The 26,136-nt window shown below is 66.8% G+C and carries 28 protein-coding genes and 2 tRNA genes; 5 read left to right on the top strand and 25 right to left on the bottom strand.

What is annotated here, in order from left to right:
- Positions 1-85 precede the first annotated feature (85 nt).
- A tRNA-Arg gene (locus tag ACTJI4_RS06925) sits at positions 86-162 on the top strand.
- Between the two features lie 44 nt (positions 163-206).
- On the opposite strand, the gene ACTJI4_RS06920 is transcribed toward ACTJI4_RS06925, so the two are convergent.
- Both ACTJI4_RS06920 and ACTJI4_RS06915 read right to left on the bottom strand, forming a co-directional pair.
- A complete protein-coding gene (locus ACTJI4_RS06920; protein WP_392916504.1) occupies positions 207-1,355 on the bottom strand; it encodes an alpha/beta fold hydrolase in 1,149 nt (382 codons plus the stop codon).
- A 111-nt stretch (positions 1,356-1,466) separates the two neighbouring features.
- Positions 1,467-2,390: a LysR family transcriptional regulator gene (locus ACTJI4_RS06915; RefSeq protein ID WP_392916501.1), complete on the bottom strand. Its 924-nt coding sequence runs from the start codon at positions 2,388-2,390 to the stop codon at positions 1,467-1,469.
- A 140-nt stretch (positions 2,391-2,530) separates the two neighbouring features.
- Here ACTJI4_RS06915 and ACTJI4_RS06910 point away from each other — a divergent pair, with 140 nt between their 5' ends.
- Positions 2,531-3,232 carry a pirin family protein gene (locus tag ACTJI4_RS06910; RefSeq protein ID WP_392916498.1) on the top strand — a complete coding sequence of 234 codons (702 nt, stop codon included), beginning with the start codon at positions 2,531-2,533 and terminating at the stop codon, positions 3,230-3,232.
- 55 nt (positions 3,233-3,287) lie between these two features.
- Here ACTJI4_RS06910 and ACTJI4_RS06905 read toward each other — a convergent pair whose 3' ends face one another.
- The 17 genes from ACTJI4_RS06905 to rlmE all read right to left on the bottom strand — a co-directional run bounded on the left by ACTJI4_RS06905 (position 3,288) and on the right by rlmE (position 19,958).
- Entirely contained in the window at positions 3,288-4,445 is a 1,158-nt protein-coding gene (locus ACTJI4_RS06905) for an aldo/keto reductase (protein ID WP_392916495.1), read from the bottom strand.
- 139 nt (positions 4,446-4,584) lie between these two features.
- Positions 4,585-4,677, bottom strand: a tRNA-Ser gene (locus tag ACTJI4_RS06900).
- Positions 4,678-4,758: 81 nt separating this feature from the next.
- On the bottom strand, positions 4,759-4,962 hold the full coding sequence (gene csrA, locus ACTJI4_RS06895) for a carbon storage regulator CsrA (RefSeq protein ID WP_019183311.1): 204 nt from the start codon (positions 4,960-4,962) through the stop codon (positions 4,759-4,761).
- A 141-nt stretch (positions 4,963-5,103) separates the two neighbouring features.
- Positions 5,104-7,752: an alanine--tRNA ligase gene (gene alaS / locus ACTJI4_RS06890; protein WP_440868874.1), complete on the bottom strand. Its 2,649-nt coding sequence runs from the start codon at positions 7,750-7,752 to the stop codon at positions 5,104-5,106.
- 132 nt (positions 7,753-7,884) lie between these two features.
- Positions 7,885-8,376 carry a recombination regulator RecX gene (gene recX / locus ACTJI4_RS06885; protein WP_392916488.1) on the bottom strand — a complete coding sequence of 164 codons (492 nt, stop codon included), beginning with the start codon at positions 8,374-8,376 and terminating at the stop codon, positions 7,885-7,887.
- A 74-nt stretch (positions 8,377-8,450) separates the two neighbouring features.
- Complete coding sequence (gene recA / locus ACTJI4_RS06880) at positions 8,451-9,491, bottom strand: recombinase RecA (RefSeq protein WP_392916485.1); 1,041 nt, start codon at positions 9,489-9,491, stop codon at positions 8,451-8,453.
- A 202-nt stretch (positions 9,492-9,693) separates the two neighbouring features.
- Positions 9,694-10,344 (bottom strand): transcriptional repressor LexA, encoded by a 651-nt coding sequence (gene lexA, locus ACTJI4_RS06875; protein WP_440868873.1) that lies wholly within the window; start codon positions 10,342-10,344, stop codon positions 9,694-9,696.
- 245 nt (positions 10,345-10,589) lie between these two features.
- Positions 10,590-12,269: a 2-polyprenylphenol 6-hydroxylase gene (ubiB, locus tag ACTJI4_RS06870; RefSeq protein ID WP_440868872.1), complete on the bottom strand. Its 1,680-nt coding sequence runs from the start codon at positions 12,267-12,269 to the stop codon at positions 10,590-10,592.
- A 35-nt stretch (positions 12,270-12,304) separates the two neighbouring features.
- Complete coding sequence (locus tag ACTJI4_RS06865) at positions 12,305-12,799, bottom strand: CinA family protein (protein ID WP_392916475.1); 495 nt, start codon at positions 12,797-12,799, stop codon at positions 12,305-12,307.
- 4 nt (positions 12,800-12,803) lie between these two features.
- A complete protein-coding gene (gene hflX, locus ACTJI4_RS06860) occupies positions 12,804-14,114 on the bottom strand; it encodes a ribosome rescue GTPase HflX (protein WP_440868871.1) in 1,311 nt (436 codons plus the stop codon).
- 23 nt (positions 14,115-14,137) lie between these two features.
- Complete coding sequence (gene hfq, locus ACTJI4_RS06855; RefSeq protein ID WP_392916469.1) at positions 14,138-14,422, bottom strand: RNA chaperone Hfq; 285 nt, start codon at positions 14,420-14,422, stop codon at positions 14,138-14,140.
- 102 nt (positions 14,423-14,524) lie between these two features.
- Positions 14,525-15,478 (bottom strand): tRNA (adenosine(37)-N6)-dimethylallyltransferase MiaA, encoded by a 954-nt coding sequence (miaA, locus tag ACTJI4_RS06850; protein WP_392916466.1) that lies wholly within the window; start codon positions 15,476-15,478, stop codon positions 14,525-14,527.
- Entirely contained in the window at positions 15,478-16,377 is a 900-nt protein-coding gene (gene folP / locus ACTJI4_RS06845) for a dihydropteroate synthase (RefSeq protein WP_392916464.1), read from the bottom strand. The genes miaA and folP overlap by 1 nt, the downstream gene beginning before the upstream one ends.
- A 78-nt stretch (positions 16,378-16,455) precedes the next feature.
- The gene (locus tag ACTJI4_RS06840) at positions 16,456-16,953 is read right to left on the bottom strand and encodes a hypothetical protein (protein WP_392916461.1); all 498 of its coding nucleotides are present in this window, start codon (positions 16,951-16,953) and stop codon (positions 16,456-16,458) included.
- 86 nt (positions 16,954-17,039) lie between these two features.
- The gene (locus ACTJI4_RS06835) at positions 17,040-17,222 is read right to left on the bottom strand and encodes a hypothetical protein (RefSeq protein ID WP_392916458.1); all 183 of its coding nucleotides are present in this window, start codon (positions 17,220-17,222) and stop codon (positions 17,040-17,042) included.
- Positions 17,223-17,331: 109 nt separating this feature from the next.
- Positions 17,332-19,272, bottom strand: coding sequence for an ATP-dependent zinc metalloprotease FtsH (ftsH, locus tag ACTJI4_RS06830; RefSeq protein WP_392916455.1), 1,941 nt, complete (start codon positions 19,270-19,272; stop codon positions 17,332-17,334).
- Positions 19,273-19,325: 53 nt separating this feature from the next.
- Positions 19,326-19,958 (bottom strand): 23S rRNA (uridine(2552)-2'-O)-methyltransferase RlmE, encoded by a 633-nt coding sequence (rlmE, locus tag ACTJI4_RS06825; protein ID WP_440868870.1) that lies wholly within the window; start codon positions 19,956-19,958, stop codon positions 19,326-19,328.
- A gap of 65 nt (positions 19,959-20,023) precedes the next feature.
- Between rlmE and yhbY the strand changes: the two genes are divergently transcribed.
- A complete protein-coding gene (gene yhbY / locus ACTJI4_RS06820) occupies positions 20,024-20,329 on the top strand; it encodes a ribosome assembly RNA-binding protein YhbY (protein WP_392916451.1) in 306 nt (101 codons plus the stop codon).
- Positions 20,330-20,334: 5 nt separating this feature from the next.
- Positions 20,335-20,730, top strand: a complete 396-nt coding sequence (locus ACTJI4_RS06815; protein WP_440868869.1) for an Mth938-like domain-containing protein — start codon at positions 20,335-20,337, stop codon at positions 20,728-20,730.
- A gap of 156 nt (positions 20,731-20,886) precedes the next feature.
- Here the strand turns inward: ACTJI4_RS06815 and ACTJI4_RS06810 are convergent, their stop codons facing one another.
- From ACTJI4_RS06810 to surE, 4 genes are read right to left on the bottom strand one after another with little or no spacing between them, the layout of a single operon-like run.
- Positions 20,887-21,669 carry a peptidoglycan DD-metalloendopeptidase family protein gene (locus ACTJI4_RS06810; protein ID WP_440868868.1) on the bottom strand — a complete coding sequence of 261 codons (783 nt, stop codon included), beginning with the start codon at positions 21,667-21,669 and terminating at the stop codon, positions 20,887-20,889.
- On the bottom strand, positions 21,666-22,280 hold the full coding sequence (locus ACTJI4_RS06805) for a YqaA family protein (protein WP_392916442.1): 615 nt from the start codon (positions 22,278-22,280) through the stop codon (positions 21,666-21,668). The genes ACTJI4_RS06810 and ACTJI4_RS06805 overlap by 4 nt, the downstream gene beginning before the upstream one ends.
- A gap of 19 nt (positions 22,281-22,299) precedes the next feature.
- A complete protein-coding gene (locus ACTJI4_RS06800) occupies positions 22,300-22,977 on the bottom strand; it encodes a protein-L-isoaspartate(D-aspartate) O-methyltransferase (protein WP_392916439.1) in 678 nt (225 codons plus the stop codon).
- Positions 22,974-23,753 (bottom strand): 5'/3'-nucleotidase SurE, encoded by a 780-nt coding sequence (gene surE / locus ACTJI4_RS06795; protein WP_392917581.1) that lies wholly within the window; start codon positions 23,751-23,753, stop codon positions 22,974-22,976. The genes ACTJI4_RS06800 and surE overlap by 4 nt, the downstream gene beginning before the upstream one ends.
- A 187-nt stretch (positions 23,754-23,940) precedes the next feature.
- Here surE and ACTJI4_RS06790 point away from each other — a divergent pair, with 187 nt between their 5' ends.
- Complete coding sequence (locus ACTJI4_RS06790; protein ID WP_392916436.1) at positions 23,941-24,480, top strand: Smr/MutS family protein; 540 nt, start codon at positions 23,941-23,943, stop codon at positions 24,478-24,480.
- A gap of 79 nt (positions 24,481-24,559) precedes the next feature.
- On the opposite strand, the gene truD is transcribed toward ACTJI4_RS06790, so the two are convergent.
- Both truD and ispF read right to left on the bottom strand, forming a co-directional pair.
- A complete protein-coding gene (truD, locus tag ACTJI4_RS06785; protein WP_440868867.1) occupies positions 24,560-25,603 on the bottom strand; it encodes a tRNA pseudouridine(13) synthase TruD in 1,044 nt (347 codons plus the stop codon).
- Positions 25,600-26,067 carry a 2-C-methyl-D-erythritol 2,4-cyclodiphosphate synthase gene (ispF, locus tag ACTJI4_RS06780; RefSeq protein WP_440869043.1) on the bottom strand — a complete coding sequence of 156 codons (468 nt, stop codon included), beginning with the start codon at positions 26,065-26,067 and terminating at the stop codon, positions 25,600-25,602. The genes truD and ispF overlap by 4 nt, the downstream gene beginning before the upstream one ends.
- Positions 26,068-26,136: the final 69 nt, after the last annotated feature.

Genomic DNA, 26,136 nt, shown 5'->3' with positions numbered 1-26,136 from the left:
GTACCTGGCTACGAACCAGGCGGTCGGGAGTTCGAATCTCTCCGGGCGCACCATTACATCGCGGCAACAACCAGACAATGCAAGCGCGCCCGTAGCTCAGTTGGATAGAGTACCTGGCTACGAACCAGGCGGTCGGGAGTTCGAATCTCTCCGGGCGCACCATTGCATCGAAGACGAAAAAGGGCAGCCACGTGCTGCCTTTTTTGTTACGAGCGCGCCGGCTGCCCGGTGCGTACCGCCGACATGGCCATCCGGTCTGCTTCCCGCGGGATCTCCGGCGCCGGGCAGCTGCCACCGGCATGGTCGTCATGCGCGAGCCAGTCATCGACCACCCCACCCAGCAGGTCCAGCCGCAGCGGCAGGGTGATGTGGTCCTCGCCCCGCATCTCGATGTAATGCACGCGCGGACTGGCGGCGGCCAGCGCACGCCCCTGCTCCACCCGCACGTGCGCGTCGTCCTGGCCGTGCAGCAGCAGCACGCAGGCGCGCGTGTCGGCCAGCGCGCGAGTCACGTCCACCGCGTCCAGGTCCAGGTCAAGGCGCTGGCTGGCAGCGGCGATCACCGCGTTGATGTCCTGCCCGCCATAGCGCCAGCGCCCGTATGCGGCCATTGCCTGCGCCTTCCATGCGGTGGGCTGCAGCGACATCAGGTGCGGGATCATGCTGCGGATCGCCTCGCCGGCGTTGGCGAACGATTCCATCGCCACCACCCCCGTGACGCGGTCGCCGAGCTTGTCGGCCGTGAACAGCGCGGTGGCTGCGCCGTAGGACACACCGAACAGGTACAGCGGCCCGACAACTTCTCCTCGCTGCTGCAGCGTGTCGATCACATCGACCACATCGTCGGATTCAAACGTCCCGTAGCCCGACGGACCCGCCCCGGAATGCCCGTGGTTGCGCAGGTCGATGGTGATCACCCGGTAACCCGATTCGGCCAGCTGCAACGACCACGGCAGCATCGAATCGCCGTTCATCATCCAGCCGTGCAGCAGCACCACGGTGCCGCGCGGGGCCTGCGGCTTGAACGGGTGCGGCAGGGCCAGCTGCAGGCCGGTGTTCAACGGCTCGCCATTTTCGTGGCGCTGCGCAAGGTACTGATACCGAAGTCCGTAGCGGCCCGGATCGAACGCCCGCCAGAACAGCGGAACGCCCGCCCGGCCGGTGACGACGCCATGCCGGTTGGGCACCGCCGCCACCGCTTCGCTGATGCGCGCGGTATCGAGCAGCGTGGACACGCCGCCGGGGGCGACCAGCCGATCGCTCAGCGAGGTGGAAGCGGCAGAGGAATTGAGCGATGAGCACGCGGCCAGCCACAGGCCGGCCCCGGCCAGCAGAAGCAGCAGCAGGCGTTTCATGGGCGCAGAGAGTCAGATTGAGCCGCGCAGGTTAACCATCGCGCCCGGGCCGCTCTACCGCAGCCACATGACCGATCGATGACAGGACGGCATTCATTCAGCCGCCGGGCGTCATGACCACGCGCCCATCTGCCCCCACCACCCCTCCATCAGCCCCGGCTGGCGCATCCGCTCGCGCCACCAGCGCAGCGCGGCGCCCTCCTCCCCGGTCCGCCAGGCCAGCCAGAAGGTTTCGTCCGGCTTGGGCTCCTCCACCTCGCGCACCACCAGGCGGCCCTGCGCCACCGCCGCCTGGACATACGGCTCGGGCAGGAAGCCGAAGCCCAGGCCAGCGCACTGCAGCCGGAACTTGCTGACCGTATCGGGCACGGTCACCGTCTCCTGCCCCATCAGCAAGCCGACCGTGCGCGGCAGCAATCGCCGCGCGGAATCGGCCACGGCAATGGCGCAGTGGGCGGCCAGCTGTTCGCGCCCCAGGGGTTCCGGAAGCGCCGCCAGCGGGTGCCCGGGCGCCACCGCGAACACAAACCGCACCACGCCCAGCGGTTCGACTACGTAGCCGCCGCCACTCGGCCCCTCCCCCGCCGCACCCACCAGCAGGTCCGCACGCCGATCCAGCAGGGCTTCCCAGGTGCCGGACAGCGCTTCGCTGATCAACCGGATCCGGGTCTGCTCGGCCACCGCGCTGAACGCCCGCACGTCCTCGGCCAACAGCGCTGGCTGGAACAGCGAGTCCACGGCCACGGTCAGCTCGGCCTCCCACCCCGACGCCACCCGGCGCACCCGCATCTCCAGCTCACGTGCCGCGCGCAGCAGGTGCCGGCCCTCGTCCAGCAGCGCCACCCCGGCCTCGGTGAGATGCGCACGGGGGCCGATCCGGTCGAACAGCTGCACGCCCAGGTCCTGTTCCAGCTTGGACACGGTGTAGGAGATGGTTGAAGGCACTTTGTGCAGCGCCTTGCCGGCCGAGGCGAACGAGCCGCGGCGGTCGATGGCATCCAGGATCTGCAGTGCATCGAGGCTGAGCTTGAGCATTCGAATTTTTCGATGATGGCTTGCAAAACTATCCGTTTTTCAAGCGAACGGTGCAAGCGGATACTGGCGCCAACAGGAAAGGGGACGCACATACCGCCCCCGACCGCCATCGAAACGATCGAACAACCCAGGAGAACATCATGCTGCAGATCCGCAAGAGCGCTACCCGTGGCCAGGCCAACCATGGCTGGCTGAACTCCCAGCACACCTTCTCTTTCGCCAACTACTACGACCCGCGCTACACCAGCTTCGGCCCGCTGCGCGTGATCAACGAAGACAGGGTGATTGGCGGCCAGGGCTTCGGCACCCACAGCCACAGCAACATGGAGATCATCTCCTACGTGCTCGGCGGTGCGCTGGAGCACAAGGACTCGATGGGGACCGGCTCGGTCCTGCGCTACGGCGACGTGCAGCGCATGAGCGCCGGCAGCGGGGTCAGCCACAGCGAATTCAACCACTCGGCCGACGAGACCGTGCACTTCCTGCAGATCTGGCTGTTCCCGGATGCGGAGAACATCACGCCAAGCTACCAGGAGACGCATTTCGCGCCCGAAGCCAAGCGCGGCCAGTTGCGCCTGATCGCCTCGAAGGACGGCCGTGATGGCTCGCTTCTGATCCACCAGGACGCCAACATCTACGCCACGATCCTGGACGGTGACGAGCGTGCCCACCTGGCCCTTTCCCCGCGTCGTGGCGCGTACGTGCAGGTGGCCCGCGGCCAGCTGCAGGTCAACGGCATCACGCTGGACACCGGCGATGCCCTGCAGATCACCGACGAGGCCCAGGTGACTCTGGAAAACGCGAGCGATGCCGAAGTACTCGTGTTCGACCTGCCGCTGTAACCGCTGCCGTGAATGACAACGCCCCGAGCAGTTCGGGGCGTTGTCGCGTCCAGGCTCAGGGCGCAGGCACCGGGGCGTCGTCGGCAATCAGCTTCGCCTGCTTCAACTCCGCCCAGAGCGCCGGTGGGATCGCCACCGACATGGACGCCACGTTGGCCTGCACCTGCTCCGGCGTGCGTGCGCCGGGAATCACCGCCGACACCACGGCCGGAGCATCGGCGAACTGCAGCGCCACGGTGCGCAGGTCCACGCCATGACGCTCGCAGATCGCCTGCACCGCCGCGCGCTTCTGCGGCGCCCACGCAGGCACCTTGCCGTCGTACAGGTAACGATCGCGTCCGGCCAGATACCCGGCCAGCAGCGGTGCCCCCACCACCACCGAAGCACCGTGCCGGGCAATCGCGGGGAAGGTGTCGTGCAGCGCCTGGTCGTGGTCGAGCAGTGAATACTGGCAGGCGAGCAGGAAGATGTCTGGATCCGCTTCCTGCATGGCGCGCAGCGCCGGTTCGGGACGGTTGACGCCAAAGCCCCATGCCTTGATCAGCCCTTCCTCGCGCATCTTCGTCAACGCCGGCATCGCGCCCCTGGCCGCCTCGGCAAAGCGCTGCTCCCAGGGCATGCCGAGGTCTTTCTCGTTGTCCGGCGACAGGTCGTGGATGAACACCACGTCCAGTTGCGCGACACCCAGGCGGTTAAGGCTGTCTTCCACCGAGCGGCGCACGCCATCGGCCGAATAGTCGTAGCGGTAATGGAAGGGGGCCGGGTCCTTCCACATGGTCTCCTGCAGTGGGCCCGGCGTCGCAGTGAGCAGCCTGCCGACCTTGGTCGACAGCGTGTACCCGCGCGCAGCATGGTTGTGCAGGTGGTGGCCCATGCGGCGTTCGCTCAGGCCCAGCCCGTACCACGGGGAGGTGTCGAAGTAGCGCACGCCTGCGGCATATGCCGCCGCCAGCGTCTGCTCGCTCTGACTGTCGGTGGCCGGTGCAAAGCCGTTGCCGACGGCCACACCCCCCAGCCCGAGGCGCGTACGCGGTCGGTAACGCCCGCCTTTGCCGGCTGTGTTGGCGGCCAGTGGCTGGGCAGCGATGCGGCCGCGGGTAGCCATTACACTGCCGGGTGCGGCCGCGCTGGACTGCGCCAGCAGCGGTGAGTTGGCCAAGGCAGCGGTACCGGCGGCGGCGGCGGCGGAAAGAAAATGACGACGTGCGTTCACGGCGGGTCCTGTCCTGGTGCGTTGAACGCCCACCTTCGCAGGTTACCGGTGCAGGCGATGCACGCATCGCGTCAACGCGCCGACAACAATCCCAAAGAAAAAGGCCTTCGTATTCGCATACGAAGGCCTTTCCTGTAACTGGCGGAGCGGGAGGGATTCGAACCCTCGATACAGTTTTTGGCCGTATACTCCCTTAGCAGGGGAGCCCCTTCAGCCACTCGGGCACCGCTCCAGTATTCTGGTTCCGCCGCTGCGATGTTTCTTCTCAGCGGGGGCGCGAAGAATAACGTTTTTCACACCCCCAGGTAAAGCCTTAATCGGAAGAATTTTCACTTCCCGATGCATTCGGCTCATCGCCTCGCTGGATACGCTGGTAAATCTCTTCGCGGTGCACGGCCACGTCCTTCGGAGCGGTGATACCGATACGCACCTGGTTGCCCTTGACGCCGAGCACGGTCACGCTGACCGAGTCACCGATCATCAGGGTTTCGCCAACACGGCGAGTCAGGATCAACATTTTTGCAAGTCTCCAGGGAACCGGTGGATTTTCCCGCCCGGCTCGGCGCCCAGCCAAGGAACGCCACACGACAAAGGGAAAAGATTAGCCATAGTACCGTCAGCTCTCCCGCCCCATCAAGGAGCAGGAGGATTCAGGCGTTCAGATACGCGGGGTGACCCAGTCGACGACGGCGGCCAGTGCCGAAGCAAGGGCGGGCCCGTCCTCACCACCACCCTGGGCGAGGTCCGGGCGGCCGCCGCCCTTGCCTCCGATCTGACCGGCGATGTGAGACAACAGTTCCCCGGCCTTTACCTTGCCTGTTGCGCTGCCGTTCACGCCGGCCACCAACGCTGCCTTGCCGTCCTGGGTGCCGGCCAAGACAATCACCGCATCGCCCAGCTGCTGCTTGAGGCGGTCGATCGCCTCACGCAGTGCCTTGGCGTCGAAACCTTCAAGGCGCGCGGCCAGAATCTTGACGCCATTGACCTCAACCGCCCCAGCGCCCAGATCCGCGGTGGCGCCGGCGGCCTGCCTGGCCTTCAGCGCGTCCAGTTCGCGTTCCAGCTTCTTCTGGCGTTCGCCGAGCTGGCGGATCTTGTCGACCACCTCGCCGGCATTACCGCCCAGCAGCGCAGCCGCTTCGGCCAGCTGCGCTTCTTCATGGGCCACGTAGTCCAGCGCGCCCTGCCCGGTCACCGCTTCGATACGGCGCACTCCGGACTGGATGCCGCCTTCGGAAGTGATCTTGAACAAGCCGATGTCGCCAGTTCGCGACACGTGCGTGCCACCACACAGTTCCGTGGAGTAATCGCCCATCTTCAGCACGCGCACGTTCTCGCCATACTTCTCGCCGAACAGTGCCATCGCGCCGAAGTCGAGCGCTTCCTGCATCGCCATGTTGTGCACTTCGACAGCGTTGTTCACGCGCACCTGCTCGTTGACCCTGCGCTCGATCAACGCAAGGTCCTGCGCGCTGATCGGCTCGAAGTGCGAGAAGTCGAAGCGCAGGCGGTCGGGGGCGACCAGCGAACCCTTCTGGTGCACGTGGGTGCCCAGCACCTCCCGCAACGCGGCGTGCAGCAGGTGGGTGGCGGAGTGGTTGAGGATGGTGGCGCCACGACGCTGGCCATCGACCTGGCCACTGAGCACGTCGCCGATCTTCAGGCCGCCCTCGGTCACGCGGCCAACGTGGCCATGGAACTGGCCCGCGAACTTCTGCGTGTCGGTGATCTGCAGCTGTACGCCGTTGCCGGACAGTGAACCGGTGTCGCCCACCTGGCCACCCGATTCGGCGTAGAAGGGGGTCTGGTCGGTCAGTACGATGACGTCATCGCCGGCCTGTGCCGCGTCCACCGGGCGACCTTCCCTGAGCAGGGCCACCACCGTCAGGCCATCGGCCTGCAGGCGGTCATAGCCGAGGAAGGTGGTGGGCTTGAGGGTGGCAACCAGATCGGCCGACAGGGTCACGCCGCCGCCGAACTTGCCGCCCTTGCGGCCATCTTCGCGCTGCTTCTCCATCGCCGCGTTGAACCCGTCGATGTCCACCACCAGGTCACGCTCGCGCGCGATGTCCTGGGTCAGGTCGAGCGGGAAGCCATAGGTGTCATACAGACGGAACGCGTCCACGCCCGGAATGACGCCGTTGGTCACCTGCGCGGCCACGTCGTCAAAGATCTTCATGCCCGAATCGAGCGTCTGTGCAAAGCGCTCTTCCTCGGCCTGCAGCGCGCGCACCACGATGTCGGCCTGGGCCGGCAGTTCCGGATACGCCTCGCCCATCTGTTCAACCAGGGTCGGCACCAGCTTGCTGAAGAATGGCTGGCGCACGCCCAGCATCCAGCCGTGGCGCAACGCGCGACGGATGATCCGGCGCAGCACGTAGCCACGGCCTTCGTTGGACGGCAGCACGCCATCGACCACCAGGAACGAACACGCGCGGATGTGATCGGCGATCACGCGCAGCGACTTGTTCTCCAGGTCGGCCATGCCGGTCAGTTCGCTGGCCTTTCGGATCAGCGCCTGGAACAGGTCGATTTCATAGTTGGTGTGCACGTGCTGCAGGATCGCCGCCAGGCGCTCCAGGCCCATGCCCGTATCCACGCACGGCGCCGGCAGCGGCACCAGGGTGCCGTCGGGCTGGCGGTCGAACTGCATGAACACCAGGTTCCAGATTTCGATGTAACGGTCGCCGTCTTCGTCCGGCGAGCCCGGCGGGCCACCGGCGATGTGGGCGCCGTGGTCGTAGAAGATCTCGGTGCACGGGCCGCACGGACCGGTGTCGGCCATCTGCCAGAAGTTGTCCGAGGCGAACGGAGCACCCTTGTTGTCGCCGATGCGCACGATGCGTTCTTCGGGAATACCGACCATGTCGCGCCACAGCGCGTAGGCCTCGTCATCGGTCTGGTAGACGGTGACCAGCAGGCGGTCGGCCGGCAGCTTCCAGACCTGGGTCAGCAGTTCCCAGGCCCAGGCGATGGCGTCCTTCTTGAAGTAGTCGCCGAATGACCAGTTGCCCAGCATTTCAAAGAAGGTGTGGTGGCGCGCGGTGTAGCCGACCTGGTCCAGATCGTTGTGCTTGCCACCGGCACGCAGGCAGCGCTGCACGTCCGCCGCACGCACGTAGCTGCGCTTCTCGGCGCCAAGGAACACGTCCTTGAACTGCACCATGCCGGAGTTGGTGAACAACAGGGTCGGATCATTGCCCGGCACCAGCGGTGCCGAGGGAACGATGGTGTGGCCCTTGCCCTTGAAGAACTCAAGGAAGTCGCTGCGGATCTGGGAGGTGGTGAACTTGGCGGATTCGGTCATGGGGGGCTGGCTGTCTGCGGGCCGGTCGATCCTTCGCACGCAGCCCCAATGGCCGGGTGTCGATTACAGGACCGCCGAAACCACAAAGGGTATCAGGCCCGGGGCCCAGGGACACGTCGCCCGTGCCGTTCCTTAATCTTCCGGATCGAATCGGGTCGCCCGGCGGATGCTGTCGCCGTCGAAGCCCCGTCGGGCCAGCAGATCGGCTGCTTTGCGGCGCTGGGGCAACTCCTGCGGGCCCGCTTCACCAAACCGGCGGCAGACCAGGTCCCGAGCGTTCTCGGTCCAGTCGCCTTCGAAGGTGTCCATGGCGGCCGCGATCTGTTCACTGTCCAGCCCATGGGTGCCCAGTTCGGCCCGGATGTGGAGCGGTCCATAGCCCGTGTTGGCGCGGATCCGCACCAGGTTCTCGGCAAACCGGGTGTCGTCCTGCCAGCCCGCTTCGGTAAGCTTTTCCACCGCGGCGGTGGCGGCCTCACTTTCGATGCCGCGGGCGGTGAGCTTGCGGGTGAGCTCCTTGCGCGAATGCTCGCGGCGGACCAGCAGGCCAAGCGCACGCTGGACCGGGGTCTGTTCACGGACGCGGCGCTTGCGGCCGGGTGCCGGGGCGTCTGAGTCGTGCATGCGGGATCTCGGAAAACATAAACCCCGGGACAGGGCGAGCGTCACTGACGGCGCTGCCCTGCCCCGCGGGAAACTTACTCGGCGTCGTCGCCGTCGTCGTCACCGCCTTCACGCGGCGCTTCGGTCGGCTGGAACTTCTCGCGCAGCTCGGCTTCGAGGCGCTGGGCCACCTGCGGATTGTCGCGCAGGTAACCGCGGGCGTTGTCCTTGCCCTGGCCGATACGTTCTTCGCCGTAGCTGTACCAGGCACCGGCCTTTTCGACCAGCTTGGCTTCCACACCCATATCGATCAGCTCGCCTTCGCGGCTGATGCCTTCGCCGTACAGGATCTCGGTGATGACCTGCTTGAACGGCGGAGCCAGCTTGTTCTTGACCACTTTGATCTTGGTCTGGTTGCCGATGATCTCGTCGCCCTTCTTGATCGCGCCGATGCGGCGGATGTCCAGGCGGACCGAGGCGTAGAACTTCAGGGCGTTGCCGCCGGTGGTCACTTCCGGGCTCTGGCCAGGCATCATCACGCCAATCTTCATGCGCAGCTGGTTGATGAATACCACCAGGGTGTTGGAACGCTTGATGTTGCCGGTCAGCTTGCGCAGCGCCTGGCTCATCAGGCGGGCCTGCAGGCCGGGCAGCTGGTCGCCCATTTCGCCCTCGATTTCAGCCTTCGGGGTCAGCGCGGCAACCGAGTCAACCACCACGATGTCCACCGAACCCGAACGGACCAGCATGTCGGCGATTTCGAGCGCCTGCTCGCCGGTATCAGGCTGGGACAGGAGCAGATCGTCCACATTCACGCCCAGCTTGGCGGCGTAGATCGGGTCCAGCGCGTGCTCGGCGTCGATGAAGGCGGCGGTGCCGCCCTTCTTCTGGCATTCGGCGATCGCCTGCAGGGTCAGGGTGGTCTTGCCCGAGGATTCCGGGCCGTAGATCTCCACCACACGCCCCTTCGGCAGACCACCGATACCGAGCGCGATGTCCAGCATCAGCGAACCGGTCGGGATGATCTCGACAGCCTCGATGACACGGTCGCCCATGCGCATGACCGAACCCTTGCCGAACTGCTTTTCGATCTGGCTCAGGGCGGCGGTGAGGGCGCGCTTTTTGTTCTCGTCCATCGGGTTGGTCCTTGCAGAGGTCATGTCGTTGGAGGGGGTGTCTTTGGAGGTCTTCTTGGCCACGGGGTCACTTTAAGGTTGGCGTATCGCACAGGCTGAGATTCTGCCCGGCGTTCGGAAAAAAATTATCGGACATCCGTACCAACCTCAGCCAAACCAGAGAATCGCCACAAAAGACCGTGCATGTCGTGCGTTGAAGGAATCAGCGGTTCGGGCGCAGCAGCCCGCAATAGAGGCCTTCGATGGCGAAGTCCTGGTCCGGCAGGACCTCGATCGGCTTGTAATCGGGATTGCGCGGCAGCAGCCGGATCCGATCCTTGCCCATCTTCAGCAGCTTGACGGTGATTTCGTCATCGATGCGCGCCACCACGATCTGCCCCGAGCGGGCGTCGCGGGTGCGATGCACGCCGATCAGGTCGCCGTCGAAGATGCCCTCGTCGATCATCGAATCGCCCTGGACCTTCAGCAGGTAGTCCGGCGCGGGCGAGAAGAACACGCGGTCCAGCACCACGAAATCGTCCGAGCCGATATCCGCGCCGATCGGCAGGCCGGCCGCGACCCGGCCCAGCACCGGCAGGCGCAGCACGTGGTCGGGCAGCGCGGCCACCGCCAGCGAGGCCGGCAGTCCGTCCTGCAGCGGCGGCGCCTGCACCAGCCGGATGCCGCGGGCCTGGCCGGGAATGCGACGGATCGCCCCGGCCTGTTCCAGCGCTTCCAGGTGGTACTGCGCGGCCCGCACGCCCTTGAAGCCGAACGCACGGGCGATTTCCGTCTGCGACGGCGGCGCGCCGTCGGTCTCGATGCGCTCGGCGATCAACTGCAGGATCGCCTGCTGGGTATCGGTAAGGTCCATGGTTAGTAGTAATACTACTAACACCCGACACAATCAAGCGCCGGCCAAAAAAAAGCGAAGCCAATGCGTCCGTATCCGGGCCTCGCCGCGGGCACGCAGCAAATCGTAGTGCCACGCCATGCGCGGCAACCGCGCGCAGGCGCGGCCCAAGCGCCCGAAGACAGCCCAGCATCATCCGGCACGACCCATCCAGCGTTTACACGATCCGAAGCCGCCCGTCAGACATCAATGACCCCATGTGCCCCTCACGGATTCCGTCCCGACCGCCAGATCGAAAACAGGATCCACACCCCACACACCCCCGCGCCCACGAATCCGGCCACGCCCAGCGCCAGCAGCCAGCGGCTCGACAGCCCACCCACGCTGTGCATCACGATCGAAGACCCGATGATCAATGCAGCCGTCACAATCCCCACCACCAGCCGGTTCGCGGCCCGATTCACCTGCTCCCCGAACCCCTGCAGGGCGGTCGTCTCTACTTTGAGCTGCAACCGCCCCCGCCGCGCCATCTGCACCAGCTGGCGCACATCGCGCGGCAGGTCACCGGCCAGATCCAGCAGCCCGGCCACGCTGCGCTTGCCCCGCTTGAGCAGGGCCGATGGCGCGAAGCGCTGCCACATCACCCGCTCCAGGAACGGCCGCGCGGCAGTGGCCATGTCGAACTGCGGATCGAGCTGGCGCCCCATCCCTTCCAGGGTCAGAAACGTCTTGATCATCAATGCCAGGTCGGCGGGCAGGGTCAGCGCGTACTGGCGCAGCAGCTGGGTGATGTTGCCCAGCATCAGACCCATGTGCAGATCCTTCAGCGGCACGCCGCGGTACTGGTCGACGAAGGTACTGATGTCCTGCTGCAGCCGCGATTCGTCCACGTCCACGCCGCCGGACCAGTCCAGCAGCACATCGGTGACCGACTCCGGTTCCTGGCTGACCAGTCCATGCAGCAGCTGCGCGACCTGGAACCGCCGCTGTTCCGAGATCGCCCCGACCATCCCGAAGTCGATCACCCCGATCCGGCCGTCACGAAGGTAGATGATGTTGCCCGGATGCGGGTCGGCGTGGAAGCAGCCGTCTTCCAGCACCATCTTGAGCACGATGCGCCCGCCGGTGCGGGCAAGGCGCACCCGGTCCAGCCCGGCCGCATCGACGCCGGCGAGGTCGCGGCCCGGGATGCCGTCCACGAAGTCCTGAACGTTGAGGCTTTCGCAGGTCCACTGCCAGTGCACCCTGGGAATGAAGATGTCATTGCGCCCGGCGAAGTTGCGCGCGATGCGCTCGGCGTTGCGGCATTCGGCGGCGAAGTCCAGCTCGCGTCGCAGCGATACCTGGAACTGCTGTACGACCTCGGCCGGCCGGTAGCGGCGCATGTCCGGCAGCCGTGCTTCAACGATCTCGGCCAGCCGCGCGAGCAGGCGCAGGTCGGCTTCGATGACCTCGCGGATGCCGGGGCGGCGGATCTTCAACACCACCGCGCTGCCATCGTGCAGGGTGGCCCGATGGGCCTGGGCCAGCGAGGCCGCCGCCAGGGGGATTTCGTCAAGCCAGGCGAACACCTCGGCAGCCGGTGCCCCCAGGTCCGCTTCCAGCTGCTCGCGAATCTGCGCGTACGGCAACGCCGGCACCGCGTTCTGCAGTTCGGAGAATTCGGCGATCCAGTCCGGCGGGAACAGGTCCACGCGGGTGGCCAGCACCTGGCCCAGCTTGACGAAGGTGGGGCCCAGGTCTTCCATTGCCCGGCGCACCCGCACCGGCGCGGTCATGCGCAGGATCTGCCGGGTGTCATTCCAGTGCAGCAGGCGGCCGGCGCGTTCGAGCACGTCGGCCAGGCCGATACGACGCACCAGGTCGCCGAAGCCATAGCGGATCAGGACCGAGGCGATTTCCTGCAGGCGTCCCAGGTCACGGACGGTTCCCAGCGTTTCCCACATCGGTGCACCCTCGTTCGACAGCAGGGCTCAGGATGTCACAGGGCCGGGAAAATTCCCGTCAGCGCCTGCTGCACGGTCTGCCGGCGGATGGCTTCGCGGTCGCCCTGGAACTGGAACAGCTCGGCACGAGCATAGCCACCGCGCTGCTTCCAGCCGATCCAGACGCTGCCCACGGGCTTGTCCGGGCTGCCACCCCCGGGACCGGCGATGCCGGTCACGGCCACGGCCATGCCGGCACCGGAGTTGACCAGCGCGCCGGACACCATCTCCAGCACGGTTTCACGGCTGACCGCGCCGAACTGTTCCAGGGTGTGCGCGCGCACGCCCAGCAGCCGCTGCTTGGCCTCGTAGCTGTACACCACCATGCCGCAGTCGAAGAACGCCGACGAACCGGCGATGTCGGTCATGGCCTTGGCGATCCAGCCACCGCTGCAGCTTTCGGCAGTGACCAGCTGCAACGCGGCCTGCTGCAGGCGCGCGCCGACCTCACGGGCAAGCGCGTCCAGTTCGGCATCGGTGGGAACAGTCACAGGCTCACCATTCGGGCAGTTTTTCCGGGAGCAGCGCGCGGATCGGGCCGCCGTCGTCGGCGGCGGCCAGCTTCTCCGCTTCGGCAATCGGGATTTCCACCTGCAGCAGCCAGCCGTCCTCGTCACTCTGTTCACCGCGCACCACTTCCAGCTGGTGCAGGCGCGAACGGAGGCGACCGGCGGTCGGCGGCAGGCGCAGGTCGCCACTGACGTGCTGCAGGCCCAGGCGCTTGCCGAGCACCGATTGCAGCAGGTCCAGGCCGAGCCCGTCACGGGCCGAGATCCACACGCGCTCGCGGCGGGCGGTATCGGGGATGCCGTCCTGGCCGTCGTGGCGGACCTCGCTGCCTTCGATGCGATCGATCTTGTTGAAGACCAGCAGTTGCGGCAGTTCGCCCGCGCCCACTTCGTTGAGCACTTCGTCGACCTGGGCGATGCGCTCTTCGCGGTGCGGATCGGCCGCATCGATGACGTGCAGCAGGAAGTCGGCTTCGCGCGCTTCGCTCAGGGTCGCGCGGAACGCGGCCACCAGTTCATGCGGCAGGTCGCGGACGAAGCCCACCGTGTCGGCAAGCACCACGTTGCCGCCGGGCACCGCAATGCGGCGCACGGTCGGATCCAGGGTGGCGAACAACTTGTCGGCGGCGTACGCCTCGGCGCCGGTCAGGGCATTGAACAACGTCGATTTACCGGCGTTGGTGTACCCCACCAGGGCCACGCGCGGCAGCTCGCTGCGCACGCGGGCACGGCGCATCTGGGTACGCTGCACTTCAACCTTCTCCAGCCGCTTCTGCAGTTGCTCCACCCGCTTCTGCAGCAGACGGCGATCGGTCTCGAGCTGGGTTTCACCCGGACCGCGCAGGCCGATGGCACCGCCGCGCTGGCGCTCCAGGTGGGTCCAGCCCCGGACCAGCCGGGTGGACATGTGGCGCAACTGCGCCAGTTCCACCTGCAGCTTGCCTTCGTGGCTGTGTGCACGCTGGGCGAAAATGTCCAGGATCAGGCCGGTGCGGTCGATCACCCGTCGCTCGAGGAACCGCTCCAGGTTGCGCTCCTGCGAGGGCGAGAGCGCATGGTTGACCAGCACCAGGTCGGCGCCCGTCGCCTCGGCGGCCGCCTTGATCTCGTCCAGCTTGCCCGAGCCGATCAGGATCGACGGGTTGGGCCGGTCGATGCGCGCGGTCAGGGTGGCGGCAATGCTGGCGCCGGCCGAACGGGCCAGGTCGGTGAACTCCTCCAGCACATCTTCCTCCAGCCGACCGGAGTGCGGCTGGATCAGGAGCGCGTGTTCGCCTCGCTTGGAACGGTCAAACACGCGCGTCTCCGCTGTTGCTTACTTCATTCAACGTCGTCTGCTTCCTGGGCGCCATCGGCGCCACCTTCATTGGACTGCACATAGCCACCACCGGGACCCACCCGGACGTTGCGTGCCGGCACCACGGTCGAAATGGCGTGCTTGTACACCATCTGGCTCACCGTATTGCGCAGCAGGACAACGAACTGGTCGAACGATTCGATCGTTCCCTGCAATTTGATGCCATTGACCAGATACACCGACACCGGCACGCGTTCGCGCCGAAGTGCATTCAGAAACGGATCCTGCAGCGATTGCCCCTTGGACATTGCACACTCCTGATTATTGTTTTTATGATCTTCCGGCAACTGCCACGGCCCCCGCCACCGGAACCCCCGATGGTACACGGGCCAGGGGCCAGGCGCTGTGGCTCAGCGGGCAACAAAGGCCGCTACGGCATCCGCCAGGGAATTCCCTTCCATATGGGGATCGAACCAGCGCGCATCAAGCTCTCCGCGCAGCCACGTCAACTGACGCTTGGCCAGCTGCCGGGTGGCGTAAATGGCCTTTTCACGGAAATCACGCGCACTGCCCTGCCCGTCCAGGAACTCCCAGGCCTGGCGATAACCCACCGCGCGGATCGCCGGCAGGTCAAGCGGCGCACCGATCGCCTCCATCGCGGGCAGGGCGCGCAGCGCCCGCACCTCGTCCAGGAAACCCTGGGCAAGCATGGCGTCGAAGCGGGTTTCGATGCGCTGGTGCAGCACGCTGCGCTCGCGCGGCGCCAGCACCAGTTTCAGGCAGCGCACCGGCAGGCGGTCCTCGCCGGGCAGCTTCTGCCACTCACTGATCGGCCTGCCGGTCAGCCGGTGGACCTCCAGCGCCCGCTGGATGCGTTGCGGGTCGGTTGCATGGATGCGCGCTGCAGCGACGGGATCGACCCGGGCCAGCTCCGCGTGCAATGCCGGCCAGCCCCGTTCGGCAGCCTCGGCACCGATCGCCGCGCGGGTGGCCGGGTCGGCCGGCGGCATCGGCGACAGGCCCTGCAGCAGGGCGCGGAAGTACAAGCCGGTGCCGCCAACCAGGATCGGCATGTGCCCACGCGCGATGATGTCGCCGACCACGCGCGCGGCATCGGCGGCGAATTCAGCCGCTGAATAGGTCTGCCATGGATCGCGCAGGTCGAGCAGGTGGTGGGGTGCCTGCGCGCGCTCGGCGGCGTCCGGCTTGGCCGAGCCGATATCCAGCCCGCGATAGACCAGCGCCGAATCAACGCTCACGATCTCCCCGCGCAGTTGCCGCGCCAGTGCGATCGCGGTGGCGGTCTTGCCCGCCGCGGTGGGGCCCATCACCGCGATCGCCAGCGGGCGCCGGTCAGCGCCCATCAATCCTCGTCCGGCCAGCGGGGCATTGCCGGGGCCGCATCCACCCGCGGCATCGGCACCGCATCGACCGCCGCCCACACGCTCAGTGCGTCCACGGTGGCGGCGACGTCGTGCACGCGCAGGATCTTCGCGCCGCGCTGGGCGGCGATCAGATGCGCGGCCACCGAACCGGCCACGCGCTCGCGTGGCACCTCCCGCCCGGTGAGCTCACCAATGCTGCGCTTGCGCGACAGTCCGGCCAGCATCGGCACGCCCAGGTCCAGGAAACGCGCCGAGCGCGCCAGCAGAACCATGTTGTGGTCGGTGGTTTTGCCGAAGCCGAAGCCGAGGTCGATGATCAGGTTGCTCTTCGCGATCCCGGCCATCTCGGCCGAGAAGATGCGTTCGGCAAGGAAACGGTGCACGTCGGCCACCACGTCGTCGTAGTGCGGGGTGTCCTGCATGCTGCCGGGCTCGCCCTGCATGTGCATCAGCACCACGGGTACCCTGAGCTCGGCGGCAGCGGCCAGCGCGCCGGGTTGGCGCAGCGCGTGGATGTCGTTGATCAGGCCGGCACCGGCGGCAACGGCGGCACGCATCACCTCCGGCTTGAAGGTATCGACGCTGATCGGCACCGGGGTCTGGCGGGCCAGCTGCTCGATCACCGGGATGACCCGGCGCAGCTCCTCGTCCAACGGTACCGGCGCGCTCCCGGGCCGGGTCGATTCGCCGCCGATGTCGAGCAGGTCGGCGCCTTCGGCCACCAGCTGCAGGCCATGCGCAACCGCCGCTTCGGCGCTGTCGTGTGCGCCACCATCCGAGAACGAATCCGGGGTGACGTTGACGATGCCCATGACACGCGGGCGGTCGAGCCGCAGCACGCGACCGGCGCAGTCCAGCTGGGGAGAAGTATCGAACATGGGTTTTCCACGAAATACGCCAGCGCCTAGTTTACGCTGGCGTACTCCGATAACCCGCATCGCGCGGGGTCTGCCCGGCTAGAAGTCGCCCAGCTTGGCCTCGTCGGTCGGGTTTGCCAGCCATTGGGCCAGGTCGCTGCCGATGGCGGTGACCACGCGCTCGAGCACGTCGCAGGAACCCTTGAATCCGCCGAACGCGCCGCCGCGCGACACCCGACGCGCGGTCACGGCGGCCACCTTCTGGCCGTCCTGGGTCAGCACGCCGCGTACGGTTGCCGACTTGAAGTGACCGCTGAAGGCGTTGCCGGCACTCTGTGCCTCCACCAGCTCCAGCTTCAGCGCCCGACCCGTGGAGACGGGCTGCGAATCGAAGGCGATCGTATTGCCGAACTTCGGGGCACTGCTGCCCAGCGCGGTCGCAAGCTGCGCGCCCATGCGGCACTCGGCCTTGATGTTGTCGGCGATATAGGCCGACTCCGAGAACGGAATCGGATCCTGCACGTGGATGGTGTCCGCCATGGCAGGCGTGGCAAGGCAGAGCAGCACGGCAGTCGCCGCGCACAGTGAATGACGCATGATATTCCCCCTGGAATGATGGCAGCGGTTGCGAGGTGCAGCCGCGCCCGCGCATCGTGCCGATTGCCGCGTCGCAGCGCAAGGGCTCAGCGGCGGCGACGCCTGCGGTCAAGGTACAGGGTCTTGGCCACACTCAAGACAATGCCGAGCACGATGCCGACGATGCCGCCGAGCAGGTAGTTTTCGCTGAGCAGACCGACCGCGGCACCTGCCACCGTGGCGATCACCATTTCGGTGGTGTGCGAGACCGGGGGCGGCGGCGTGGACATGGATACTCCGGGGACAGATGTGGGGCAGCCCTCATTGTCGCCCGGATTGCCTGCCCCGGAAACGATGAAGGCCGGGTTTCCCCGGCCTGCATGCGTTACCTGTCCATCGTCAGAGCTGCTCGGCAGGGCCGGCGATCGGCGGCACCGGACGGGCGTCGCCGCCCTTGTCGTTGTTGTTGCCACCGTCCTTGTTGGATTTGCCCCATCCCATCGGCGGCGGCGGATCGCGGCCTTCCATGATGGCGTCGATCTGCGGGGCATCGATGGTCTCGTATTGCAGCAGCAGCTGGGACATCGTGTGCAGCTTGTCGAGGTTGGCGGTGACCAGCTCCGTGGTGCGGGCGTAGGCCTTGTCCAGGATGCTGCGCACCACTTCGTCGATGCGGCGCGCGGTATCGTCGGACACGCTCTTGTGCTGGGTGACCGAACGGCCCAGGAACACCTCGTCGTCCTCTTCGCCATAGGCGATCGGACCAAGCTCGTCGGACAGGCCCCACTTGGTGACCATGTTGCGGGCCATCTTGGTCGCACGCTCGATGTCGTTGGAGGCACCGGTGGTGACCTTGTCGGCACCGAAGATCAGCTCTTCGGCCACGCGGCCACCGTACAGCGAGCAGAGCTGCGATTCGATCGCCACGCGGTTCATCGAGTACTTGTCGCCTTCCGGCAGGTACATGGTCACGCCCAGCGCGCGACCGCGCGGGATGATGGTGACCTTGTAGACCGGGTCATGCTCGGGCACCAGCCGGCCGACGATGGCGTGGCCGGCTTCGTGATAGGCAGTGAGCGTCTTTTCTTCTTCGCTCATGGCCATCGAACGGCGCTCGGCACCCATCAGGATCTTGTCGCGGGCGCGGTCGAAGTGCTCCATGCGCACTTCCTTCTCATTGCTGCGTGCAGCAAACAACGCCGCTTCATTGCACAGGTTGGCCAGGTCGGCGCCGGAGAAGCCCGGGGTGCCGCGCGCAATGACCATCGGCTCGACGTCGTCGGCCAGCGGCAGCTTGCGCATGTGCACCTTCAGGATCTGCTCGCGGCCCTTGACGTCGGCCAGCCCGACCACGACCTGGCGGTCGAAGCGGCCCGGGCGCAGCAGCGCCGGGTCCAGCACGTCGGGACGGTTGGTGGCGGCGATGACGATCACGCCCTCGCCTCCCTCGAAGCCGTCCATTTCCACCAGCAGCTGGTTCAGGGTCTGCTCGCGCTCGTCATGACCGCCGCCCAGGCCGGCACCGCGATGGCGGCCGACGGCATCGATTTCGTCGATGAAGATGATGCACGGGGCCTGCTTCTTGGCCTGTTCGAACATGTCACGCACGCGGCTGGCGCCGACGCCGACGAACATTTCCACGAAGTCCGAACCGGAGATCGAGAAGAACGGGACCTTGGCTTCACCGGCGATGGCACGGGCCAGCAGGGTCTTGCCGGTACCGGGCGGGCCGACCATCAGCACGCCGCGGGGGATCTTGCCGCCCAGCTTGGTGAACTTGGTCGGATCGCGCAGGAAGTCGACCAGTTCGCCGACTTCTTCCTTGGCTTCGTCGCAGCCGGCGACATCCGCGAAGGTGACCTTGATCTGGTCTTCGCCCTGCAGCTTGGCGCGCGACTTGCCGAAGGACATCGCGCCCTTGGCACCGCCGCCACCGCCCTGCATCTGGCGCATGATGAACAACCAGAAGCCGATGATCAGGATCACCGGGAGGAAATTCATCAGGATCGCGCCGAGCGAGATGCCGCTGGACGGCTCTTCCTGGACGATTTCCACGTTCTTGGCGCGCAGGATGTTGATCAGGTCGCGATCCATCGGCGCGGTGATGGTGGCCGACTGGCCGCTGCGCGTGGTGTACGAGATCTGGTTGGTGCCACTGCGCATGTCGCCGCTGAAGGTGACCTTCTGGACATTGCCGCCGTCCACCTGGTCCAGGAACTGCGAATACGTGGCGCCCTGGGCACCGGCGCCGCTGCTCTTTGGCGAGAAGCTCTGGAACACCACCATGAGCACCACGGCGACGACCACCCATAGCAGGAGGTTCTTGGTCAAGTCGTTCATCCTCATTGGCTCCGGTGTTCCTCTAATGCCTGACGCTATTGGTATGGTTGAGCTTACTTGATCTGGGTTCGTTTGCCCTGCCCCAAGGCATACACCTCGGGCGAGCGCTTCCGGGACGCTTCAGGCTTGCGGATGACGACCTTGTCGTACCGGCGGCGCATCTCGCGCACGTAGTCGTCAAAGCCCACGCCCTGGAACAGCTTGATCAGGAACGCACCGCCCGGCTTGAGATGGTTGTCGGCGAAATCCAGCGCCAACTCCGCCAGGTGCATCATCCGCGGCTGGTCCACCGCGTCCATGCCACTTTTATTGGGGGCCATATCCGATAGCACAAGGTCCACCGGCTGATCCCCAAGCATGGCTTCGAACTGAGATAGGACGGCCTGCTCCCTGAAGTCCCCGTGAAGGAACTCCACGCCGGCCAGCGGCGGCATCTCCAGGATGTCCAGAGCGAGCACCCGACCGGTGTCGCCGATCTGGCGCCGGACCTGCTGGGACCAGCCTCCGGGGGCGGCGCCCAGGTCGACCACGACCATATGCGGCTTCAGCAGCCGGTCACGCGCGAGCAGCTCCTCCAGCTTGTAGGCCGCGCGCGAGCGCATGCCCTCGGACTGGGCCTTCTTCACGAAGGGATCGGCGAAGTGTTCTTTCAACCAGCGTTGGCTGCTCTTGCTGCGGGAAACCATTGGAGATAGGGCCGGACGGGGTGGTCATGATACCCTGATCGCCCCAGTTAACCGCTTGTTCCTGAATGTCTATTGTCCTGACCTCGTCCCAGACCCGCTTCCTTCGCGGCCAAGCCCATGATCTGAAAGCCCTGCTGCAGATCGGCGGCAAGGGGGTCACGCCGGCCTTCCTGGCTGAACTGGACGAAGTCCTGGAGCGCCATGAACTGGTCAAGGTGAAGGTGGGCGCGGAAGACCGTGACGCCCGCGATGCCATGATCGCCGAGCTGGTCCAGGCCTCCGACAGCGCGCTGGTGCAGCGCATCGGCCACGTGGCCGTGCTGTACCGCCCGAGCAAGGAACAGCGCCAGATCGTGCTTCCGCGCGGCTGATCGCCATGCAGCTGAACCACGAAATCCCCGATTACGCGTATGAGTTCCGCGCCGTGGGCGCGGGTTCGGTGCTGCTGGGAGACCGCGAGCAGCTCCGCACCCGCGAGCTGGGCCAGAGCTTCATCGTGACCCCGCAGGCGCTGGTGGAGGCCTGGCCGGCACCGGCCACTGCCAAGGAACTGACCCCGGAAGACCTGGCGCCGGTACTGGCACTGGCGCCGGAGGTGGTGATCCTGGGGACCGGGGCGACGCAACAGTTTCCGTCTTCCGCCGTCATGGGCGCCTGCCTCACTCTTGGCATCGGCATCGAAGTGATGACCAATGCGGCGGCGGCGCGGACCTTCAACCTGCTGGCCAGCGAGAACCGAAAAGTGGCTGCGGCGATCCTGCTGCCGGGCTGAAATTGGCCGATTTCGTTCAGGAAAGGCTGCCGTTGGCAGCCTTTTTTTTCGCTTGACCTGTTGCTGCGGCCACGCAGGGCGTGGCTCTACTTTACCCGCGCGGCCGTACGTGGCGTCTACCCGACGGGTAGAGCCACGCCCTGCGTGGCTGCGCGATCATTTAGGCGGCAGGTACAACAGCGGGTCGACCGGCTTGCCGTTGTAGCGGATCTCGAAGTGCAGCATGTCGCGGGTGGTGCCGGTGCGGCCCATCTCCGCGATCTGCTCGCCTGCCTTGACGCTCTGGCCTTCGTTGACCAGGCGCTTGCGGTTGTGACCGTACGCCGACAACCACTGATCGTTGTGCTTGATGATGATCAGCTCGCCGAAACCGACCAGCCCGGCACCTGAATAGACCACCACACCCGGCGCGGTGGCGCGCACGGGCTGGCCACTGCTGCCGGCGATATCCACGCCCTGCTTGGTGACGTCGGCACCGACGAAGCGGCCGACGATGGCCCCATCGGCCGGCCAGCGCCAGCTGATGTTGCTTTTGATCGCCGTGGTCGGCGACGGCGTCGGCGCAGGCGCCGGGGTGGGCGTGGTGCCGCCCGGTCGCGGCGCGGTCACGACGGTGGTCGGCGCGCGGCCCGGCGTGCTGCCGCCCGGGTACAGCCGCAGGACCTGGCCTGGATAGATCGTGTACGGCTCGGCCAGCCCGTTCCAGGCCGCCAGGTCACGCGGAGTGATGTTGTGGATGCGTGCCAGCGCGTACAGCGTATCGCCACGGCGCACCACGGCGGTCTGGCCGGGCTTGGCCACCGAGGTCTGCGGCGTGGTGTGCGCGGTGCGCCCGCCGGAGGGCTTGACCACCGTGGCCGTGCCACAGGCACTCAGGGTGGACACCACCAGCAGCAGTGCGGTCAGCCGTGCGGCCCCGCTCAAACGATCAGCACTCATGCGAACTTCGACCTCCAGACAAGCCAGGCCACCAGACCCACCACCAATGCGGTGGCGATCCAGCCCAGCGGTTCAATCCAACGCCGCAGCGCCGCTTCGGCGCGCGCCCCGCCAATGCGGATGACGGCAGCAAGCACATACACGCGCTTGCCCCGGCCGATCAGCATGCTCAGGAAATACTGCGGCAGCGGCACCCCGACGATACCCGATGCCCAGGTGAAGACCTTCATCGGGATGGGCATGAAGCCACCCAGCACCAGGAAGGTGAACACCGCCCACGGCGATTCGGCCATCTTGGCCTGCACGATGGCGATGCCGCCTTCGATGCTGGACAGCATGCCCATCGCGGCGAACAGCGGCTTGATCGCTTCAAACGCGTAATGGCCCAGTGCATAGCCGACCAGCGCGCCGGCCATCGAACCGGCCAGGCTGAGGGTGGCGAACCACCAGCCGCGCTTGGGCTGGGCCACGCACATCGGCGCCAGCATCACTTCCGGCATCACCGGGAAGATGATTGCCTCGATGAAGCTCAGCACCGTCAGGTAGGTCGGGGCGCGCTCGTGCGCGGCCCACTTCATCGCCCGCTCGTACAGCGGACCAAAAATCTTCATGACGCAACGCTCCTTGGAATCAGTCCAGCATGCCAGACAGCAGCGGCACGAACGTGACCGGCGCCAGTACCTGCTGTTCAACGCTGCCGTCGTCGCGACGGGTCAGCTGGATCAGCGACTGCGCCCCTGCCCCGCCGACCGGCGCGACCAGGCGTCCGCCCACGGCCAGCTGTTCGACCAGCGCATCGACCAGCGCCGGCGCGGCCGCGGTCACCACGATGGCATCGAACGGCCCATGTTCGGCCCAGCCGATGCGGCCATCGTCGTGCTTGCTGCGGATGTTCATGCCCAGCGCACGGAAGCGCTTGCGCGCCTGGCGCAGCAGGTCGCCGATGCGCTCAACGGTGTAGACCTCCAGCCCCAGCGCACCGAGTACGGCGGCCTGGTAACCCGAGCCGGTGCCCACTTCCAGCACTTTCTTCGGCGCCGACTGCAGCACCGCTTCGGTCATCCGCGCCACCACCCACGGCTGTGAGATGGTCTGGCCGTGGCCGATCGGCAGTGCGGTGTCTTCATAGGCACGCGACGCCAGGGCCTCATCGATGAACAGATGCCGCGGCACCACCCGGATCGCATTGAGGGTGGCCTCGTCGGCGATCCCGCTTTCGCGCAGGCGGTCGACCAGGCGGTCGCGCACGCGCTGGGAAGTCATGCCGATCCCGACCGCTTCGGGCTGCAGGCGCAGGCGCTGGCTCATGCCGGCCGGTCCAGCGCGGCGGTCAGCCCGCCCACCCAGCTGGCGACCTTTTCCAATGCCTGATAGCGGGTCAGATCGACCTGGATCGGCGTGATCGAGATGAACCCGTTGCGCACGGCGTGGAAGTCCGTGCCCGGCCCCGAATCCTGTTCGCGCCCGGCCGGACCGATCCAGAACACTTCATTGCCGCGCGGGTCGCGCTGGGCAATGCAGCCTTCGGCACGGTGGCGGTTGCCCAGGCGGGTCACTTCGAAGCCACGCACCTCCGCCCACGGCAGGTCGGGCACATTGACGTTGAGGATGGTGTCGGCCGGCAGCGGGTCGGCCTTGAGCCGGGTGACGATCTCCACGGCGGCGCGCGCGGCCGTTTCGAAATTGCGCGGATCGTGGTTGTGGGTCACCAGCGACATGGCCACTGCCGGCAGGCCGAGGAAACGCCCTTCCATCGCGGCCGATACGGTGCCGGAGTAGATGACGTCGTCGCCCAGGTTGGCGGCGTTGTTGATGCCCGACACCACGATGTCCGGGTCGTATTCGAGCAGGCCGGTCAGGGCCAGGTGCACGCAGTCGGTGGGAGTACCGGCCACCGAACAGGTGTAGTGGTCGATGCGCTTGACCCGCACCGGCAGGTCCAGGGTCAGCGAGTTGCTGGCGCCGGAGCGGTCGCGGTCGGGGGCGACCACCATCACGTCGTGACCCACCTCGCGCAGCACGCTGGCGAGCATCCTGATGCCGGGCGCATCGACACCGTCGTCGTTGCTGACCAGGATCCGCATCTGGGTTTTAACCGCTTGATTGTTCAAGACTTCATTTCCATCACTTTCCAGCGTTGGCGGGGCCGGCCTTCACCCGTTACGGGATCACCGACCGCGCAAGTGCGTCAGCTATTGTGCCGCAACCGGGCAGATCGGCCTACCCCGGCGGGAGGTAGGCACGGCCGATCCAGGGCATTAGGCTGTACGCATGTCACATCCTGAAGACGAAGATCCGGCCGCGTTGTTCCGCGCCGCCATCGGCGAGGTCACGCCACTGCGCAAACCGGTGGCCGCGCCTCCGGCAACGCCGCGGCCGAAGCCGCGTGCACGCATGGCCGAACAGGACGAGGATGCGGCGCGCGGCGAGTTCGCCCGGCTGCTGCGCGACAGCAGCCCCCTGGAGGCCGGCGACACTGCCAGCTACCGGCGGGAGAATCTGCCGGCGCGGATGTTCCAACGGCTCAAGCGCGGCCAGTATTCGGTGCAGGACGAACTGGACCTGCACGGCGCTACCGTGGCGCAGGCGGAGGCGCTGCTGCGCCAGTTCCTGCTGGAGGCGCACGCGCACGAGCACGGCTGCGTGCGCATCATCCACGGCAAGGGGCTCCAGTCCGATGGCGGTGCGCCGATCCTGAAGAACCTGGTGGACCGGCTGCTGCGCCAGCGCAATGACGTGCTGGCATTTCATTCGGCGCCCGCCGGGCAAGGCGGGACGGGCGCGGTATTGGTGCTGTTGGCGAACCGGTGAGATCTGCGCCGCCCGGACACGCAGGGCGATTTGCGGGCGTGTTCGGCATGGCGTTGACACGCATGGCGTGTCTGCAGGGTCATTCCGGAGCCGTCGCGCCTCCGACGTCATTGACCTGGCCCAGCTCATGCAATACGGCGGTGGCATAGCACCCCGGCGGCAGCGCGAACGTCAGTTCGAGGACGTCCGCTTCCAGCCAGCGATGCTGCAGGTTGGCCGGGCGCAACCGCAACGCGCGGCGCTCCTGCTTCAGGCGCGCGCCTTCCAGACCGGTGCGCAGCTGCAGCGACTGCTCGTCGCTGATCGCGCCCAGTTCCAGCCCCGCCGCTGCACCCGTGCTGCGCAGCTCACCCTCGCCCCACAGCGGACCGCTGGGATGAATGTCGAAGCGGCCCAACCGATCAGCCAGCAGGTCGGTCCACGGTTCGGGACCGAACACGCTGCGGCTGCCATCGAGCATCCACACTTCACCCTCCAGCGGGCTGTCCCAGTTGCCCTGCGCGACGCGTTCGGCCAGCACCTGGTTGAACAGCGCCGAGCGTGCGGCCGAGAGCAGCAGCGAGCGCTGGTCGGGGCGCACGCGGCGGCCGCCAAACATGGCCAGCGCGGCCGGCACGTTGCCGCCATCGCGGCCGAAGCGCTGCTCGCCGAACCAGTTGGGCAGCCCACGCGCGGCGATCAGCGACAGCCGCTCGTCGATCGCCTTCGCCTCGCCCTGCACGTTGCGCAGCACCAGCCGGAACCGGTTGCCGGCCAGCGCGCCGCGCTGCAGCTTGCGGTTGTGCCAGGTGGACGCGACCACTTCCACTTCATCGGAGGCCAGCAGTGCGATGTCCGGCGCGATCCGTTTGGGCAGGTGGACGCTGAACCGCTGGGTGGTGACCGCATGCCGGTCCTTCATGCCGGCGTAGCTGACCGCCATGTCCGGCAGGCCGGCCCACTTCGCCAGCAGCTTGGCCACGTGCACGGTGTTGGCACCGCGCTTGCGAATGGTCAGCAGCAGGTGCTCGCCCTCCCCGGTCGGCTCGAACGCCGGCAGCTCGTCCACCTGGAAATCTTCGGGGGTGGTGCGGATATCAGCGCGCAGCAGGGCATCGCCAAAGGCCAGCGGCAACGGAATCACAGTGCCACCAGCAGCACGACGGCCTGGGCGGCGATGCCTTCGCCGCGCCCGGTGAAACCGAGCTTCTCGGACGTGGTGGCCTTGACGCTCACTGCATCCAGCGGGACACCGAGCAACGCGGCGATGCGCTCGCGCATGACCAGCGCATGCGGGCCGACTTTGGGCCGTTCGCAGATCACGGTGATGTCGGTGTTGCCGACCTGCCAGCCGCGTTCGCGCAGCAGGCTGTTGCAGTGGTCCAGGAAACGACTGCTGTCGGCATCCTTCCAGCGCATGTCCGACGGCGGGAAGTGCTGGCCGATGTCGCCCAGCGACAGCGCGCCCAGCATGGCATCGCACAGGGCGTGCAGGATCACATCGCCATCGCTGTGCGCCAGCACGCCGCAGCTGTGCGCGACGCGGATGCCGCCGAGCATGATGTGGTCGCCCTCGCCGAAGGCGTGGACGTCATAACCCTGCCCGATGCGGACCGGAGGAAACGGGGTGTTCATGGCAAAAACCTGCGTTGATGGCCGGCGTGGGGGGGGGGGCGA

Source organism: Stenotrophomonas sp. 22385, from assembly GCF_052045085.1.
Classification (GTDB): Bacteria; Pseudomonadota; Gammaproteobacteria; order Xanthomonadales; family Xanthomonadaceae; genus Stenotrophomonas.
This window is presented reverse-complemented; position numbering and strand designations above follow the sequence as displayed.